The sequence below is a fragment of the Amaricoccus sp. genome, from assembly GCF_017995835.1.
GTDB lineage: Bacteria > Pseudomonadota > Alphaproteobacteria > Rhodobacterales > Rhodobacteraceae > Amaricoccus.
In genome coordinates, this window is sequence record NZ_JAGOID010000074.1 from 1 (window position 1) to 16,028 (window position 16,028).

General features: G+C 71.7%; 18 protein-coding genes and 1 pseudogene. 7 read left to right on the forward strand and 12 right to left on the reverse strand.

Annotated elements, in window-relative coordinates; translation table 11 throughout:
* Window positions 1-151: AFG1/ZapE family ATPase (gene zapE / locus KBA23_RS11795; RefSeq protein ID WP_366935312.1), on the forward strand; the 151-nt coding region annotated here is incomplete at its 5' end.
* Between the two features lie 217 nt (window positions 152-368).
* The gene (locus KBA23_RS11800; protein WP_290741130.1) at window positions 369-1,442 is read left to right on the forward strand and encodes a PLP-dependent cysteine synthase family protein; all 1,074 of its coding nucleotides are present in this window, start codon (window positions 369-371) and stop codon (window positions 1,440-1,442) included.
* 209 nt (window positions 1,443-1,651) lie between these two features.
* Here KBA23_RS11800 and KBA23_RS11805 read toward each other — a convergent pair whose 3' ends face one another.
* The 3 genes from KBA23_RS11805 to KBA23_RS11815 all read right to left on the reverse strand — a co-directional run bounded on the left by KBA23_RS11805 (window position 1,652) and on the right by KBA23_RS11815 (window position 5,030).
* Entirely contained in the window at window positions 1,652-2,662 is a 1,011-nt protein-coding gene (locus tag KBA23_RS11805; RefSeq protein ID WP_290741133.1) for an FUSC family protein, read from the reverse strand.
* A gap of 86 nt (window positions 2,663-2,748) precedes the next feature.
* Window positions 2,749-3,993 (reverse strand): lytic murein transglycosylase, encoded by a 1,245-nt coding sequence (locus KBA23_RS11810; protein ID WP_290741134.1) that lies wholly within the window; start codon window positions 3,991-3,993, stop codon window positions 2,749-2,751.
* Window positions 3,994-4,154: 161 nt separating this feature from the next.
* Entirely contained in the window at window positions 4,155-5,030 is an 876-nt protein-coding gene (locus KBA23_RS11815; protein WP_290741137.1) for a 3-hydroxybutyryl-CoA dehydrogenase, read from the reverse strand.
* Window positions 5,031-5,206: 176 nt separating this feature from the next.
* On the opposite strand from KBA23_RS11815, the gene KBA23_RS11820 reads away from it, so the two are divergent.
* The 4 genes from KBA23_RS11820 to KBA23_RS11835 all read left to right on the forward strand — a co-directional run bounded on the left by KBA23_RS11820 (window position 5,207) and on the right by KBA23_RS11835 (window position 7,768).
* Complete coding sequence (locus tag KBA23_RS11820; RefSeq protein ID WP_290741140.1) at window positions 5,207-5,746, forward strand: DUF1993 family protein; 540 nt, start codon at window positions 5,207-5,209, stop codon at window positions 5,744-5,746.
* Window positions 5,747-5,930: 184 nt separating this feature from the next.
* The gene (locus KBA23_RS11825) at window positions 5,931-6,347 is read left to right on the forward strand and encodes a carboxymuconolactone decarboxylase family protein (protein ID WP_290741143.1); all 417 of its coding nucleotides are present in this window, start codon (window positions 5,931-5,933) and stop codon (window positions 6,345-6,347) included.
* On the forward strand, window positions 6,344-7,324 hold the full coding sequence (locus KBA23_RS11830) for a quinone oxidoreductase (RefSeq protein WP_290741146.1): 981 nt from the start codon (window positions 6,344-6,346) through the stop codon (window positions 7,322-7,324). Before KBA23_RS11825 ends, KBA23_RS11830 begins: the two co-directional genes overlap by 4 nt.
* Window positions 7,325-7,519: 195 nt before the next feature.
* Window positions 7,520-7,768 (forward strand): hypothetical protein, encoded by a 249-nt coding sequence (locus KBA23_RS11835; RefSeq protein ID WP_290741148.1) that lies wholly within the window; start codon window positions 7,520-7,522, stop codon window positions 7,766-7,768.
* Here KBA23_RS11835 and hslU read toward each other — a convergent pair.
* From hslU to KBA23_RS11855, 4 genes are all read right to left on the reverse strand, one after another.
* Complete coding sequence (gene hslU, locus KBA23_RS11840) at window positions 7,756-9,063, reverse strand: ATP-dependent protease ATPase subunit HslU (RefSeq protein ID WP_290741151.1); 1,308 nt, start codon at window positions 9,061-9,063, stop codon at window positions 7,756-7,758. The genes KBA23_RS11835 and hslU overlap by 13 nt on opposite strands.
* Before the next feature lie 13 nt (window positions 9,064-9,076).
* Complete coding sequence (locus tag KBA23_RS11845; RefSeq protein ID WP_290741153.1) at window positions 9,077-9,646, reverse strand: DUF2585 family protein; 570 nt, start codon at window positions 9,644-9,646, stop codon at window positions 9,077-9,079.
* Window positions 9,647-9,670: 24 nt separating this feature from the next.
* On the reverse strand, window positions 9,671-10,228 hold the full coding sequence (gene hslV / locus KBA23_RS11850; protein WP_290741156.1) for an ATP-dependent protease subunit HslV: 558 nt from the start codon (window positions 10,226-10,228) through the stop codon (window positions 9,671-9,673).
* Window positions 10,229-10,352: 124 nt separating this feature from the next.
* Window positions 10,353-11,276, reverse strand: coding sequence for an MBL fold metallo-hydrolase (locus KBA23_RS11855; protein ID WP_290741159.1), 924 nt, complete (start codon window positions 11,274-11,276; stop codon window positions 10,353-10,355).
* A 53-nt stretch (window positions 11,277-11,329) separates the two neighbouring features.
* Between KBA23_RS11855 and KBA23_RS11860 the strand changes: the two genes are divergently transcribed.
* The gene (locus tag KBA23_RS11860; protein WP_290741162.1) at window positions 11,330-12,667 is read left to right on the forward strand and encodes an ATP-binding protein; all 1,338 of its coding nucleotides are present in this window, start codon (window positions 11,330-11,332) and stop codon (window positions 12,665-12,667) included.
* A 19-nt stretch (window positions 12,668-12,686) separates the two neighbouring features.
* On the opposite strand, the gene KBA23_RS11865 is transcribed toward KBA23_RS11860, so the two are convergent.
* The 5 genes and pseudogenes from KBA23_RS11865 to KBA23_RS11885 all read right to left on the reverse strand — a co-directional run bounded on the left by KBA23_RS11865 (window position 12,687) and on the right by KBA23_RS11885 (window position 16,021).
* Window positions 12,687-13,028, reverse strand: coding sequence for a LysR family transcriptional regulator (locus KBA23_RS11865; RefSeq protein WP_290741165.1), 342 nt, complete (start codon window positions 13,026-13,028; stop codon window positions 12,687-12,689).
* Window positions 13,029-13,042: 14 nt separating this feature from the next.
* Entirely contained in the window at window positions 13,043-14,152 is a 1,110-nt protein-coding gene (gene modC, locus KBA23_RS11870; RefSeq protein WP_290741168.1) for a molybdenum ABC transporter ATP-binding protein, read from the reverse strand.
* A 7-nt stretch (window positions 14,153-14,159) separates the two neighbouring features.
* The gene (modB, locus tag KBA23_RS11875; RefSeq protein WP_290741171.1) at window positions 14,160-14,861 is read right to left on the reverse strand and encodes a molybdate ABC transporter permease subunit; all 702 of its coding nucleotides are present in this window, start codon (window positions 14,859-14,861) and stop codon (window positions 14,160-14,162) included.
* A gap of 9 nt (window positions 14,862-14,870) precedes the next feature.
* Window positions 14,871-15,653, reverse strand: a complete 783-nt coding sequence (gene modA / locus KBA23_RS11880) for a molybdate ABC transporter substrate-binding protein (protein ID WP_290741174.1) — start codon at window positions 15,651-15,653, stop codon at window positions 14,871-14,873.
* Between the two features lie 111 nt (window positions 15,654-15,764).
* Window positions 15,765-16,021: pseudogene (locus tag KBA23_RS11885) on the reverse strand (DUF779 domain-containing protein).
* Window positions 16,022-16,028: the final 7 nt, after the last annotated feature.

Sequence of the window (16,028 nt, forward strand, 5' to 3'; positions counted from 1 at the left end):
GATCGACGCGCTCTATGAGGCGCGGGTGCGGCTGATCGCCTCGGCAGAGACCGCGCCGGAGGCGCTCTACGGCGACGGCCCCGGCGCCTTCGAGTTCGCCCGCACCGTCTCCCGCCTCGCCGAGATGGGCTCTGCCGACTGGGGCGCGTGAAGGAAGCGTGGCGGCGGGCAGCCCGGAGCCCGACCGCGGCCTGCCGCACCGCGTCGACCCGAAGCGCTCGCCATCCGGCCGCAGGTCGCCGCAGGAGAGATCATGCGCGGCGGATTCAGCCGTCCCCCTGCATGATTCTTCTTGCGGAGACCGGAATCATGCCATGTTGGCTCGAGTCCGGCGATGCCCGGACAGGGGACACGAGACGAGGCGATCCATGCAGACGATCCGGACGACCGGCGGCCGCGGCCGCATCTTTGACAGCGTTCTCGACACCGTGGGTGACACCCCGGTGATCCGCGTGAACAATCTCGCGCCCGAAGGCGTCGAGCTCTTCGTCAAGGCCGAGTTCTTCAACCCCGCCGCCTCGGTCAAGGATCGGCTGGCGCTGAACATCATCGAGGCGGCCGAGCGGTCGGGCGCACTGAAGCCCGGCCAGACCGTGGTCGAAGCGACCAGCGGCAATACCGGCATCGGCCTCGCCATGGTCTGCGCACAGAAGGGCTATCCGCTGGTGGTGACCATGGCCGACAGCTTCTCGGTCGAACGGCGGCGACTGATGCGGCATTTCGGGGCGAAGGTAGTGCTGACCCCGCGTGCGCAGAAGGGTCTCGGCATGTACCTGAAGGCGGTGGAGCTGGCCGAACGGCATGGCTGGTTCCTTGCCCGCCAGTTCGAGACCCCGGCCAATGCCGACATCCACGAAAGCACCACCGCGCGCGAGGTCATCGGCGATTTCGCCGGCCGCAGGCTGGATTTCGTGGTGACCGGCTATGGCACCGGCGGCACCGTCATCGGACTTGCCCGCGTGCTGCGCCGCGAACGCCCCGAGACGCGCATCATCCTGGCCGAGCCGGCCAACGCCGCGCTGGTCGGCAGCGGCATCGCGCAGCAGCGCGACCCGCAGGGGGCGCCGGCCGAAAGCCATCCCGCCTTCGAGCCGCATCCGATCCAGGGCTGGACCCCGGATTTCATCCCCCTGGTGCTGCAGGAGGCGCTGGACATGGGCGCCTGCGACCGCGTGCTGTCGGTGCCCGGGCCCGAGGGCATCGCCTGGGCGCGCAACCTTGCCATGCGCGAGGGCATCCTGTGCGGCATCTCCGCCGGCGCGACCTTTGCCGCGGCGATGCAGATCGCGCGCGAGGCGGCGCCGGGGACCGCGATCCTCGCCATCCTGCCCGACACCGGCGAGCGCTATCTGTCCACGCCGCTGTTCCAGGAAATCTCCGAGGACATGGACGCCGCGGAACTGGCCCTGTCGCAATCCACCCCCGGCTATCAACTGGGCTGAACGGGGCAGAACGCCGTCACGACCGAGCCGTTCGAGACCGGCCAACACGCTCCAACACGCGTGATACGCAGCTAATACCGGCGAGTCTACCAGGCAACCCGGCGCAACACGGGCTATCACGCGTGATAGCAGGGTAACTACCTGAATACACACGATAAAAGTGTTAAAGGTCAAAAAGGTCCGCGAGTCGCTTTGTGAGCCCGTCGGTTTCAGACGGGGTCGGCCGGGCGAAGGGCGCGGAAGGCGAGGAGCGCGTCGATGGTCTCGTCGAGCCGCACGGCGGCGGCTCGCCAATCGTCGGAGATCGTCGAGCGGTCGGGCGGAGGCGGCGCGGAGGCCGGCATCACGGCGTCGGGCTCGGTAAGGCGGATGAGGTAGGCGAGCCGCGCCGGCAAGCCGGGGGGCTGTGGCCCGCCCCGCGCCATGGCGCTGGCGACCGCGGTGGCGAACAGGAGGGCCGAGGCAAAGAGCCGGGCCGCGCGGCGATCGTAGCGGTCCGCCACCGGGCGGATCCGGCGCTTGCCGAGCCGCCCGCGCAGCGACCAGCGCGTCGAGTAACGGGCGACGTCGACGGCGCCCACCACCGCGGCAAGGCCGAGATGGGCGGAGGAGAAGATCTCGACGGCCGCCTGCGCGCGCTTGGGATCGTCCGCCTCGACCGCGGTCGCGACCTGGCGCAATCCCGTGCGTATGCGGCCGAGCAGGTCGGCGGCGGCGGCATCGAGGGTGCGGATCGGGTCGGGGGTCAGCAGGACCTGGCTGAAGATCACTCCCACGGCCGTCCCGGCGGCGACGTCCAGCATGCGCACCACGCCGGCGGAGTCGGAACCGAGCGCCAGAACGAGGACGGCGGACACCCCTGACTGGATCGGCACGACCGGCGTCATCCCGTAAGTCGAGGCGATCAGGATCGCGAAGAACGCCGCCGCGCTGACACGCAGCAGCGGATACGTGGCGGGGAGATACAGCGCCAGCTCGCCCACGACGATTCCCGTGGCGACCCCGGCCAGCAGGCCGATCGCCTGCCGGCCGTGATTGGGCAGCCCCGGGGCCAGACAGACGATGGCGGTGACCCCGGCGAAGACGGGATGGGGATGGCCGAACGCCCAGACCGCGAGCACCCAGGCGAAGGCGCCGGCCACCGCCGCGGCGGCGGCGTCGCGCCACGAGTTCTCCGCACGGTCCTTCACCCGTCGGGCGCGATCGATGAGGCTCGGCATTAGCTCGCTCCGGCGGGATGTGGCGAGGCCCGGCGCCGGCGAGCCTGCGCGACGCCGCGCGCCTTCGCAAGCCTCAGCGCCAAGCCTCAGCGCATCGTCTGCAAGAGCGCGACGGTGGCGAACCCGTCAGGGGTCATGCCCCTGGCCTGCTGATAGGCGCGGATCGCTGAAATGGTGTTCGGCCCGATCACCCCGTCCTTCGTGCCGGTGTCGTAGCCTTTCGCGGTCAGCCGCTCCTGCATCTCGATCTTCTCGGTGCGCGACAGCTCGCGCTCGTGGCGTGGCCAGGCGCCCTGGATCGTGGACCCGCCACCGATGCGGTTGGCGAGGTGGCCCACGCCCATCGCATAGGACGTGGCGTTGTTGTATTTCTTGATGACGTAGAAGTTGTCGTAGATGGCGAAGGCGGGCCCGCGCGCGCCCGCGGGGGCGAGGATCGCCGCCGGGGCGTAGTCCGGCAGCGCCGAGCCGTCGATCCGCGTCACCCCCCGGGCGCGCCAGTCGGCGACCGGACGGCGCTGCGCCTGATCGGCCAGCGCGTAGTCGAACCCCTTGGGGAGCTTCACCTCGACGCCCCAGGGCTGGTTGTGGACCCATCCCGACTGCTTGAGGTAGTGCGCCGCCGAGGCGAGCGCGTCGGTGGGGTCGGCGGACCAGACATCGCGCCGGCCGTCGCCGGTGAAGTCGACGGCATAGGTGAGGTACGAGGTCGGCATGAACTGGGTATGGCCCATCGCGCCCGCCCAGGAGCCGACCAGTTGCGAGGGCGCGGCCTCGCCCGCGTCGACGATCCTGAGCGCGGCGACCAGCTGATCCTCCGCGAAGTCGCGGCGGCGGCCTTCGTAGGCGAGCGTGGCGAGGCTGCGGATGACCGGCATCGAGCCCTTGTACGTGCCGTAGCTCGACTCCATGCCCCAGATCGCGACGAAGGCTTCCTTGTCGACGCCGTAGCGCGCCTCGATCGCGTCGAGCGTGCCGCCGTACTGCGCGAACTTGGCCCGCCCGGTGGCGACGCGGTCGGCGGAGACGGCGCCGTCGAGGTATTCCCAGATCGGCTTGGTGAACTCGGACTGCGCGCCGTCGAGGCGGACGACCTCCGGGTTCTCGGTCAGGCCGGCGAGCGCCTGGTCGACCGTGCCGGGGCTGACGCCGGCGGCGATGGCGCGGGGGCGGAACTGCGCCTTCCATTCGGCGAAGCTCGCCGGTTTCGGAAGGTTGCTCGCCGCCCGCGACACTTGCGGTTCTCCCGCGCCGGGGGAATTCGCGCTGCTCACGCCGCAGCCGCTCGCGACCGCGGCCGCGAAGATCGCGCAGATGGCCATGCGTGACATCGGATGCCTGCTCCTCCTGCTCGCCTCGTTTTTCGCTAGGATACCGCGAGACGGGACGGACAGGAAGAGGCGCGCTCGGCGGCCGGATCACTCTGCGGCACAACGATGGCGATGTGGAACCGACCCGCCGAAACGCCGGGACCGATTGCCGGAACGGCGGTTCAGCGCGTCGGGACGGGCTCGCCGCTCCGGTAGTCGTAAAAGCCGCGCTGCGTCTTGCGCCCCAGCCAGCCGGCCTCGACGTACTTCACCAGGAGCGGACAGGGCCGGTACTTGGTGTCCGCAAGCCCCTCGTGCAGCACGTTCATGATGGCGAGGATGGTGTCGAGCCCGATGAAGTCGGCGAGTTGCAAGGGCCCCATCGGGTGGTTGGCCCCGAGCCGCAGCGCCATGTCGATCGAGCTGACGGTGCCGACGCCCTCGTAGAGCGTGTAGACCGCCTCGTTGATCATCGGGATCAGGATGCGGTTGACGATGAACGCCGGGAAATCCTCCGACGCCGACGCGGTCTTGCCGATCCGCGCCACCACCTCGACCATCGTCCTGTAGGTCGCCTCGTCCGTGGCTATGCCGCGGATCAGCTCGACGAGCTGCATCACCGGCACCGGGTTCATGAAGTGGAACCCCATGAACCGCTCGGGCCGGTCGGTCGCGGCCGCAAGCCGGGTGATCGAGATCGACGAGGTGTTGGAGGTCAGGATCGTCTGCGGCGCGAGATGCGGCGTGAGGGTCGCGAAGATCTGGTGCTTCAGCGCCTCGCGCTCGGTCGCGGCCTCCACGATCAGGTCGCAGCCCCCGAGCTTCGTCAGCTCCTTCTCGGGGGCGATGCGCGCCAGCGCAGCGTCGCGATCCTCGGCCGAGATCTTTCCGCGCGCGATCTGGCGGTCCAGGTTGCCGCGGATGACATCGCGCGCCGCGCCGAGCGCGGCCTCGGAAACGTCGTTGAGCAGGACGTCGTACCCCGCCAACGCGAAGACGTGAGCTATGCCGTTGCCCATCTGGCCAGCGCCGATCACGCCAACGCTCTTGATTTCCATGGAGCTTTCGCGCCTCGCCGACTTCGTTGCCGACGGACAGGATAGAGTGCGCGTCGCTGCGGGCGCAACCGGTATTCTGGCGCGTCCTTGGCGCGCGCCCCGCGCGTCGGCTCCGCCCTTGCCTCCCCCGCCCGGCCAGCGCAGAAGCGGCAGGGGACATGACGCGCGAGGGCGAGATGCCGGATCAACACGAGGGGGCGCCGCCGCTCTATCGGGCGAGCGTTCCGGTCTTTCTGGCCATCCTGGACCGGATCGCGGCGGAGCTGCGGCGCGCCGAGGAGGCGCTCGGCGAGAACTACGCCGCGGCGCTGGAACGGCGCCCCGCCGATCGGATGTTTCCCGCCGCGCAGCAGGCCGCGAGTTCGGTGCAGTTCATGCTGCGCACGGCCTTTCCGCTGGTCGGCCTGCGCCCGCCGGAGATTCGCGGCGAACTCGACGGGCCGGGTCTCATGGCCCGGATCGACGAGGCGCGCCGACTGCTCGCCGGGCTCGACCCGGCGGCCTTCGCCGGCGCCGAGACCCGCATCGCCCGCGGCCAGGCCGGCTTCGCCACCGTCGAACTGCCCGGCGAGGCTTTCCTCTTCGAGTTCGGCCTGCCCAACATCTATTTCCACCAGGCGATGGCCCATGTCGCGTTGAAGCAGGCGGGCGCGCCGCTCGGAAAGGTCGACTACGACGGTCGGCACGACTACCCGGCCGGCTTCTCGCTGGGCTGACCGCAGGGCTGGACGCGCCGCCGCCGCCGCGCCTAGTCTCGCGCCAAACTGCAACCGGGAGGATGCCGAGTATGTGCGACGCTTGCGTGATCGAACCGGCGACGGCGCAGGCGCCGAGCCGCCGGGCGCTGTTCCGTGGCGCAGGAGCGGTCGGGCTTGCCGGGCCGGCGGCCGGCGCGGTCTGATGGCGACGGTTCCGCTCCTCTCCGACGCCGAGGCCAGCCCGGAAGCGCGGGCGGTGTTCGACGACATCCGCGCCGTGCGCGGCACGGACTACGTCAACAATTTCTGGCGGTCGCTCGCCGCAGACCCGGAGCAGCTGGCCGAGGTCTGGGACGCGGTCAGGGCGACGATGGCCGCAGGCGCGCTCGATCCGCTGACCAAGGAGCTGATCTATGTCGCGGTCTCGACCTCGAACGGCTGCGGCTATTGCATCCACTCCCACACCGCCGCAGCGCGGGCCAAGGGGATGACCGAAGCCCAGCACGCCGAGCTGTTGAGGGTGATCGCGCTCGCCGCGCGCACCAATGCCCTGGCGACCGCCCTTCAGACGCCGGTGGACGCCGGTTTCGACCGGACAGGCACGGAGGCGGGATCGTGAGCGACTACGCGATGTTCGTCCCTGCGCCGGGCGGTCCCGAAGCGATGGAGCGCCGGGAGATCGAGACGCCGCGGCCGGGGCCCGGCGAGGTTCTCGTGCGCCAGACTGCGGTCGGGCTGAACTTCATCGACATCTATCATCGCAGCGGGCTCTACCCTTGGCCGGTGGAGCGCGATCTCGTGCCGGGCTCGGAGGGAGCCGGCGTGGTCGAGGCGATCGGGCCGGGCGTGACCGGGCTGCGCCTCGGCGATCGGGTGGCGTATACGCGACCCCTCGGCGCCTATGCGAGCGCCCGGACGATCGCCGCCGACCGACTGGTGCGCCTGCCCGACGGCGTCTCCGACGAGGTGGCGGCGACGGTGATGCTGAAGGGCCTGACCGCCCAGTACCTGATCCGCACGACCTTCCGGGTCGAGCCGGGGATGACCGTTCTCGTCCAGGCCGCCGCAGGCGGCGTAGGCCTTCTCCTCGGCCAGTGGCTGAAGGCGCTCGGTGCTACCGCGATCGGCGCGGCCGGCGGCGCGGAGAAGACGGCGCTCGCGAAGGCCCACGGCTACGCCCATGTCGTCGACTACCGCGCCGGCGACTTCGTGACCTCCGTGCGAGAGCTCTCCGGAGGCAAGGGCGTCGACGTCGTCTACGACAGCGTCGGCCGCGACACCTGGAGGGGCTCGCTCTCCTGCCTGCGTGTGCGCGGCATGTTCGTCACCTTCGGCCAGTCCTCCGGAATGATCGAAGGCTTCGCGCTTTCCGACCTCGCCGCGGGGGGCTCGCTCTCCGCCTGCCGTCCGACGCTCTTCAACTACATCGCCGAGCGGGCCGAACTCGAGGCCCGCGCCGCCGAACTCTTCGCCATGCTGGAGAGCGGGGCGATTCGCGCCGAAGTGCGTCAACGCTTCGCGCTTTCCGATGCTGCGAGTGCACACGAGGCCCTCGCCGGCCGTCGCACGACCGGCGCGTCCGTGCTCGTTCCATAGCCCCTGCGCCACGATATCGGGTCGCCGGACGCCGGACGCCCCCAATACGGCGTCGGGCGCGGCGGGCCTCCCTCATCGCGTGCGGCATGTGCAAGTGCGAACAACCATAGATTGAAATCTCGTGGCGAACAGGACGTTTACGTTCTATTATCATCCAGGCGCCAGCCTCGCTGTCGGAAGCCGGAGACGCTCGCATTGACCCGAAGCCTCGTCGCCTGCCTGGGCCTGTCCGCAGTCGCCGCCATCGCCGCGGCGATCTCCTGCGTCGCCGCGGGCGGCGGCCTGCTCGCGGCGCTCGGGCTCTACGTCGTCACCGGGTCGGTCGTGACGATCGCCTCGACGGGCCTCGTCGCCGCCCGCCGCACCCTCGCCCCCCCGCTCGCCGGCCCGCGTCCGGAACCCGAGCCTGCGTCTGCCCCCCAGTTGCTTCCTCAGAGCACGTAACGACTGAGATCGGCCGAGCGCGCCAGCGCGCCGAGATGCGCCTCCACATAGCTCGCGTCGATCGTCACGCGATCTCCCCCGCGATCCGGCGCGACGAAGCTCAACTCCTCGAAGACGCGCTCCAGAACGGTGTAGAGCCGCCGGGCGCCGATGTTCTCGACCGAGCCGTTCACCTCCGCCGCGATCCGGGCCAGCGCCGCCACCCCGTCCTCGCTGAACGACACCTCCACGTTCTCGGTCGCCATCAGCGCGGTGTACTGCCGGGTCAGGGCGTTGTCGGTCTCCGTCAGGATGCGCACGAAATCCGCCTCGGTCAGCGCGCGCAGCTCCACCCGGATCGGGAGCCGCCCCTGCAACTCGGGCAACAGGTCCGAGGGCTTGGCGATGTGGAAGGCGCCGGAGGCGATGAAGAGGATGTGGTCGGTCTTGACCGGGCCGTGCTTGGTCGAGACCGTCGTGCCCTCGATCAACGGCAGCAGGTCGCGCTGCACCCCCTCGCGGCTCACGTCCGCCCCGCGGGTCTCGGCCCGCGCCGCCACCTTGTCGATCTCGTCGATGAAGACGATGCCGCTCTGCTCCACGGCGTCGACCGCCGCCCGGGTGACCGCCTCCTGGTCGAGGAGCTTGTCCGCTTCCTCTGCGATCAGCAGGTCGTAGGACTGCGCCACGCTCAGCCGCCGGCGCACCCGGCGGCCGCCGAAGGCCTTGCCGAAGATGTCGCCGAGGTTGACGCCGCCCATGCCCATCCCGGGCTGGCCCGGAATCTCCATCGCCTGGAAGGGGTTCGAGGCGTCGGCAACCTCGAGTTCGACCTCCTTGTCGTCGAGCGAGCCGTCGCGCAGCTTGCGGCGGAACATGTCGCGGGTCTGCTCGCGCGCCCCGTCGCCGGCGAGCGCGTCGATCACCCGCTCCTCCGCGGCGGCGTGCGCCCGGGCCTTGACCTTCTCGCGCATCTCCTCGCGCGTCATCACGATCGCGGCGTCGACGAGATCGCGCACGATCTGCTCCACGTCGCGGCCGACATAGCCGACCTCGGTGAACTTCGTCGCCTCGACCTTGAGGAAGGGCGCCCGGGCGAGCCTCGCCAGCCGACGCGAGATCTCGGTCTTGCCGACGCCGGTCGGGCCGATCATCAGGATGTTCTTCGGATAGACCTCCTCGCGAAGATCGTCCGCCAACTGCTTGCGCCGCCAGCGGTTGCGCATGGCGACGGCGACGGCGCGCTTGGCCTCCGCCTGCCCGACGATGAAGCGGTCGAGTTCGGAGACGATCTCGCGGGGCGTGAGTTCGGTCATTGCGGTCTCCCGGTCAGCCGCCCGCCTGCCAGGCCTTCACGGCCTCGCTCGGCGCGATCAGCATGAGGATGTTGAGGGTCAGGTTGTCACGGATGGCGACGGCCGCGACCAGCTCCAGCGCCAGCACGACCGCCACGCTCGCCTTCCACGGCAGCCGCGAGGCGAGCAGGAAGCCGAGGCCCATGAACAGCGTGTCGGAGACGGAGTTGATGACGCTGTCGCCGAAATAGTCGAGCGAGATCGTCGCCTCGCGGTAGCGGTTGATGACGAAATCGGTGTTCTCGAACAGCTCCCACGCCGCCTCGACCGCCACGGCGACGGCGAGCCGCGGCGCGAAGCCGATCCGCCGCGGCAGCGCCAGCCACAGCGCGCCCCAGAACAGGAAGCCGTGGACGACATGGCTGAGCGTGTACCAGTCGGCGAGGTGCTGGCTGTTGTCGCTCGTCCCCGCCGCGCCCCAGAGCTTCACCACGCCACAGTCGCAGATCCACGGCTGGCCCATCAGCCGCAAGGCGACGGCCTGGGCCGCGACCAGCGCGGCGGCAATGAGGAGCCACCGCGCGTCCCCGCCCGTGCGTCTCATGCGCGACTGAGGGCGGCGGCAGGCTCACGCCGCATCGAGACTTTCCACCGTCACGTTGCCGTTGGTGTAGACGCAGATCTCCGCCGCGATGGCGAGCGACTTGCGCGCGATCGCCTCGGCGTCGAGGTCCTGGTCCATCAGCGCCCGCGCCGCCGCCAGCGCGTAGTTGCCGCCCGAGCCGATCGCCGCCACGTCGTGCTCCGGCTCCAGCACGTCGCCGGCGCCGGTGATCACCAGCAGATCCCGCCCGTCCGAGACGATCAGCATCGCCTCGAGGTTGCGCAGATACTTGTCCGTCCGCCAGTCCTTGGCGAGTTCGACCGCCGCGCGCTGGAGCTGCCCCGGCGCCGCCTCGAGCTTCTTCTCCAGTCGCTCCAGCAGCGTGAAGGCGTCGGCCGTCGAGCCGGCGAAGCCGCAGAGCACGGGCCTGCCGCCCGGCTCCAGCCGCCGGACCTTGCGCGCCGTGCCCTTGATGACGGTCTGGCCCAGGCTCACCTGCCCGTCTCCCGCCACCACCACGCGGCCGCCCTTGCGCACCCCGATGATGGTCGTCCCGTGCCAGCCGGGAAATCGTTCGCCCATGCCGCTCCTCGCGTCGTCCCGGGGCCCATATATGGCCGCCCCGCGGCGCGCGCCAGATGCCCGGCGGAACGTTCCGGCGGCTCGCGGTCCACTGTCCCCGCGCGTGCGGCGGACTTCGCCGCGCTCAGCGGGGGACGTAGCGGGCGGCCGGACCCAGCGGCTCGGTCGCGGCCACTTCCGCCCGGCCGACGAGCCCGATGAGGTGCGCGAGCACGTTGCGCGCCGCGGCCGGACGCAGCGCCGGCCCGAGGTCCGGATAGACCGCGGCCACGATCTCGGGGATCGTCGCGAGACCGGCCGAGACGGCGGCGCGGATCTGCACGTCGCGCTCGGCGCGGTGGGCGCGTTGCCAGGCGATCATGCCGCCCGGGTCGCGCAGGACCGCGCCGTGGCCGGGGTAGTAGGCGCCCTCCGGCCGGGCCGCGAGGCGGTCGAGGCTGGCGAGGAAGGCCCCGAGATCGCCGTCCGGCGGCGAGATCAGCGTCGTCGCCCAGCCCATCACGGTGTCGCCCGAGAAGAGCGCGCCCGCCTCGGGCCAGGCGAAGCACAGGTGGTCGCCGAGATGCCCCGGCGTGTGGATCGCCTCGAGACGCCAGCCGTCGCCCGCCACGACCTCGCCGTCGGCGAGGCGGGCGTCGGGCGCGAAGCCCGCGGCGATGCCCTCGCCGCCGCCCAGATCGCCCGCCGCGGCGAGCCGCTGCATCGCCGCCGTCCGCTCCCGGGGCCCGAACCCGAGAACCGGGACGTCGAGGCGGTCCTGCAACCCGCGGACCCCCGCCGCGTGGTCGGCATGGCCGTGGGTGACGAGGATCGCCCGCACCCGCACGCCCGCCGGCACGGCGGCCGCCACCGCGTCGAGATGGCCCGCGTCGTCCGGGCCGGGGTCGATCACCACGCGGTCGCGTCCCGCGCCCACGATGTAGGTGCGCGTTCCGGTGAAGGTCATCGGCCCCGGATTCGGCGCCGTCACCACGACGATCCCGGGCGCGAGCGGCTCCGGCCGGCCGTGCACCGGGCGATGGTCGCGCTCGAACGGGTCACCCGCCATCATCCGCCTCCGCCGTGCTTGCATGGCCCGCCCCCAGGGGCTACGGCCGCCCCATGCAGCTCCCGAGCGCCAGGTCGTTCCTGCCCCACAGCCTGTTCGGCCGGGCGCTCTTGATCCTACTTGTGCCGATGGTGCTGCTGCAACTGGTGGTCGGGCTGGTGTTCTTCCAGCGTCACTACCTGCGCGTGACCGAGCAGATGACCCGCGGCGTCGCGATGGAGCTGCGGGCCGCGATCCAGGCGATCGAGGCTGCGCCCGACGTCGACACCGCCCGGCGCAACCTCGCGATCCTCGCCCGGCCGCTGCGGCTGGCGCTGCGGCTCGAGCCCGATGCGCCGGTGTCGCCGGGGGTGCAGCGGCCGTTCGACGACCTGACCGGGCGCGCGCTGGCGCGGACGCTGGCCGAGGAACTGCCGGGGCCGCTCGCGATCGACCTTGCCTCGAACCCGCGGGCGGTGCGGATCGGCGCGCCGACCGGCAAGGGCACGCTGCTGGCGGTCGCTCCGCGCAACCGCATGAGCGTGTCGAATCCGCACCAGCTCCTCGTGCTGATGGTGGTCGCGTCGCTGGTGCTCGGCGCCGTCGCGGTGCTGTTCCTGCGCAACCAGGTGCGCCCGATCCGCCAGCTCGCCGAGGCGTCCGAGGCCTTCGGCAAGGGCCGCTCGGTTCCCTTCCGGCCGACCGGGGCGGAGGAGGTCCGGCGGGCCGGCAACGCCTTTCTCTCCATGCGCTCGCGCATCGAGCGGCAGATCGAGCAGCGGACACAGATGCTGTCGGGCGTCAGCCACGACCTGCGGACGCCGCTGACCCGGATGAAGCTGACGCTGGAGCTGCTCGACGCCGACGAGGACGAGGTGGAGGGGCTGCGCGGCGACATCGCGCAGATGGAGCGGATGCTCGGGGAATTCCTCGCCTTCGCCCGCGGCGACCAGCTGGAGGAGAGCGCGCCGACCGATCCGTTCGTGCTGGCCGGGCACGTCGTCGAGGATGCCGAGCGCGGCGGCGCGGAGGTGAGCCTCGTCACGGTCAACGAGACGCCGCTCGACCCTCACGTGCAGATGCGGCCGGTGGCAGTGCGTCGCGCGATCGAGAACCTGATCGGCAACGCGGCGCGCCACGGGACCCGGGTGAGCCTGTCGGTGCGGCTGCTGCCCAAGACGCTCGACTTCGTGGTGGAGGACGACGGCCCCGGCATCGCGCCGGAGGACCGGGCGCGGGCGCTGGCGCCGTTCTCGCGGCTGGACGCGTCGCGAAACCAGGACGCGGGGGCCGGAGTGGGGCTCGGCCTCGCCATCGCGCTCGACGTTGCGCGGGGGCATGGCGGCAGCCTGGAACTCGGCCGGAGCACGGAGATGGGCGGCCTGCGGGCGGTGCTGCGGCTGCCGCGGTAGGTCGCCGGCCGGCGGTGGCCTATGCCGGATCGATCTCGTCCCTGAGGGCGGCGACATGGGGCGCGGCGGCGGCCTCGGCGGCGCGTTCGATGGCGCGGTAGCGGGCGACGACGGCGAGCCCCAGCGGCGTCAGGGCGGAGCCGCCGCCGCGGCGGCCGCCCTTGCTGGCGGCGACCACCGGCTTGCCGAAGGTGCGGTTCATGTCCTCGACCAGCAGCCAGGCCTGGCGGTAGGACATGCTCATCCGCCGCGCCCCGGCCGAGATCGACCCCTCCGAGGCGATGTGCTCCAGCAGCGCCACCTTGCCCGGCCCGATGCGGCCGCCCGCCACGAGGTCGATCCGAAGGCTGATGGCGCCCATCGCTCCCTCCCCTGTCAGCCCGTCCCCGGCCGCGGCCCCGGCGCGTTGGCGCGGTCGAAGGACACCGCCTTGACGATAGCCCAGACCGGCGTCCCCGGCGCAAGCCCGAGCGTCGCGACGGTGCGCCGGGTGACCCGGGCGAGGATCATGGCCCCGCCGGCGTCGAGACGCACCAGCGCATCCGCCGCGCCCTCGGCCTCGGCGGTCGCCGCCACCGTGGCCGGCAGGACGTTGAGCGCGCTGATCCGCTCCGGCCGGTCGAGCGCCAGCATGACGTCGCGCGCCCGGATGCGCGCCCGGACCCGCGCGCCGATCGGCGCCTCCACCCGCGGCACGACGAGCGGCCCGGCGGCGGTGACGAGCCGGCTGAGCCCGAATTCCTCGTCGTGGGATTCCAGCTCCGCGTCGAGAAGGGCGGCGGTATGCTCGCGCTCCTCCGGGGCGGCGAGGTCGAGCCGCGCCAGCACCTCGGCCGCCGGCCCGCTCGCCGCCACCCGCCCGGCGGCGAGCACGACGATGTCGGTGGCGAGCCGCGCCACCTCGGCGACGGCGTGACTGACATAGACGATCGGGATGCCGGCCTCGTCGCGCAGCCGCTCGACATAGGGCAGGATCTCGGCCTTGCGCGCCTCGTCGAGCGAAGCCAGCGGCTCGTCCATCAGCAGGAGCCGCGGGCTCGCCGCCAGCGCGCGGCCGATCGCCACCCGCTGCCGCTCGCCGCCCGAGAGCCGCCCGGGCCGGCGATCCATGAGCGCGCCGATGCCGAGCATGTCCACGAGCCGGCCGACGTCCGCCCAACGCTCGCGGCGCGCGGCGAAGAACCGGCCGTAGGCGATGTTCTGCGCCACGGTCAGGTGCGGAAACAGCCGCGCGTCCTGAAAGACATAGCCGACGCGACGGCGCCAGGGCGGGGTGAAGCGGCCGGCGGCGACGTCGACCAGCGTCTCGCCGCCGACCTCGATCCGCCCGTCGTCGGGCCGCAGCAGCCCGCCGATCAGGTTGACGAGCGTGGTCTTTCCCGACCCCGACGGACCGAAGAAGGCGGTCAGGGCGCCCTCGCTGCGGAAGGCCGCCTCGAGCGTGAAGGCCCCCGTGCGCCGGCGCACGTCGACGAGAAGCGTCATCCCCGCCTCATGCGAGGTCCATCCCGCGCCGGATCCGCCGGGCGAAAAGCTCCGACGCGACCAGCGCCGCCATGGCGATGGCGATGGAGACGAGGGTCAGCCGCGCCGCCCCGGTCTCGCCGCCGGGGATCTGGAGAAATGTGTAGATCGCCGTTGGCAGGGTCTGGGTCTCGCCGGGGATGTTGGAGACGAAGGTGATCGTCGCGCCGAACTCGCCCATCGCCTTGGCGAAGGTCAGGATCATCCCGGCGACGATCCCCGGCAGGGTGAGCGGCAGCGTCACGGTCAGGAACACCCAGGCCGGGCGCGCGCCGAGGGTCGCCGCCGCCGCCTCGAGCCGCGGGTCGATCGCCTCGATGGAGAGGCGCACGGCGCGCACCAGCAGCGGAAAGGCCATGATGCCGCAGGCGAGCGCCGCGCCGGTCCAGCGAAAGGCGAAGACGATCCCGAAATGCGCCTCGAGGAAGGCGCCGACCGGCCCCCGCCGTCCGAAGGTGATCAGCAGCAGATAGCCCGTCACCACCGGCGGCAGGATCAGCGGCAGATGGACGAGCCCGTTCAGCACCGCCTTGCCCGGAAACTCCCGCCGCGCGAGGACATGGGCGACGAGGATGCCGAACGGCAGGCTCACCACCGTCGCCCAGATCGACACGCGCAGCGACAGACGGACCGCGGTCCACTCCTCGGGGCTGAGCCGCAGCCAGTCCATCCGCCTCCTCTACCGGGCCAGAACCGTGAAGCCCTGCGCCTCGAACAGCTCCGCCGCCCCGCTCCCCTTCAGGTAGTCGAGGAACGCCGCCGCCTCCGGGCTGGTCGCCGCGGTCGTCACGGCGGCAGGATAGACGATCGGGGAATGGCTGTCCTCGGGGAACGTGGCGACCACGCGCACCGCGGGCTCTGCGTTCGCATCCGTCTCGTAGACGATCCCGAACGGCGCCTCTCCCGTCGCCACGAGCGCGAGTGCTGCCCGGACGTTCTCGGCCTGGGCGAGGCGGTCGGCGACGCCGTCCCAGACGCCGAGCGCGGTCAGCGCCTCCTTGCCGTACTTGCCCGCCGGGACGGAATCGACCTGCCCCATGGCGAGCCGGCCGTCGCCGAGAAGCCCGACGAGGTCCGCGCCGGGCGCGAGTTCGATGGCCGCCGTGGACTCAGCGGGCGCGACGAGCACGAGGCGGTTGCCGAGGAGCTCGACGATGGTGTCCTTCTGCACGAGGTCGCGCTCGGCGAGGTAGTCCATCCACGGCACGTCGGCGGAGATGAAGACGTCGGCCGGGGCGCCCTCCTCGATCTGCTTCGCAAGGGCGGAACTCGCCGCATAGGAGATCGTCGCGGCGTTGCCGGTCTCGCCCGCCCAGGCCTCCGCCACCGCGTCGAGCGCGTTCTTGAGGCTCGCCGCCGCGAACACCGTCACGTCGGCCGCGGCCGCCGGCGCCGCGACCAGCGCCGCCAGCGCGAGCCCCAATGCGGTCCGTCGAATGCCGCGAACGTTTCCATGGAACATGCCGGATCCTCCCCCTTTTCCCGTGATTCCGCGCCGTGGCGCCCGACCGATGTATCCGGCCAGACATAAAAACGGAAGCGTCATGTCCGGATGGGACGGCGCCCGCCGGCGTCAGCGGGCGCAGAGGGTGGAGCGCGTGAGGAAGCGCCGCTCGCGGCCGTTGTCGAGCGAGAACATTCCGCCCCGGCCCGGAACGACGTCGATGATCAGGTCGGTGTGCTTCCAGACCTCGTATTGCGGCCCGCTGATCCAGAACGGCGCGCCGCCGATGCGGCCGAGGAGCACGTCGCCGTCGCCGACGACGAACCCCCCTCCGGATAGCACATCGGCGAGGACCCGTCGCAGCAGCCCCCCGACTGGTGAAACATCACCGGA